This is a genomic window from Vibrio sp. 10N.222.55.C6, from assembly GCF_041473395.1.
GTDB lineage: Bacteria > Pseudomonadota > Gammaproteobacteria > Enterobacterales > Vibrionaceae > Vibrio > Vibrio crassostreae_C.
The window spans coordinates 1-367 of sequence record NZ_JBFRSD010000922.1 but is presented as its reverse complement, the minus strand read 5'-3'; the positions used below and the strand labels follow the sequence as shown (position 1 = coordinate 367).

At 38.1% G+C, this 367-nt stretch carries 1 pseudogene; it reads left to right on the top strand.

The annotated features are described in order from the left end of the window. Nucleotides 1-183 precede the first annotated feature (183 nt). Nucleotides 184-367 (top strand): annotated as a pseudogene (locus AB4486_RS26870) (hypothetical protein); the annotation flags it as partial.

The following is a 367-nucleotide window of genomic DNA, read 5'->3' as shown; positions in this document are numbered from 1 at the left end:
AATATTATGAAAAAGCCGACATCTGTCGGCTTTTTGTGTTTTTTACCGTATGTTTGAATGTTTATTAACCGAACAGCATTTTACACACTTAACTTGGAAGAAAGATCACGCTACAATCGCGCGCTATAAAATTACACGCATAAAAATAACAAATAGCTCTATTACAGAAAGGATATACGAGTAATGAAAAAAGTGAGTATTCTCGCAGCGGCGATTGCAGTGGCTTTAACAGGTTGTGGTAGCGACAGTTCTAATTCAGGTGTCACAACACCGACAGAACCATCAACAACAACCAACAAATTTATCGATGCCGCTGTTGAAGGTATCTACTACAACACCAGTTCTGGCTTACACGGTATTACAAATA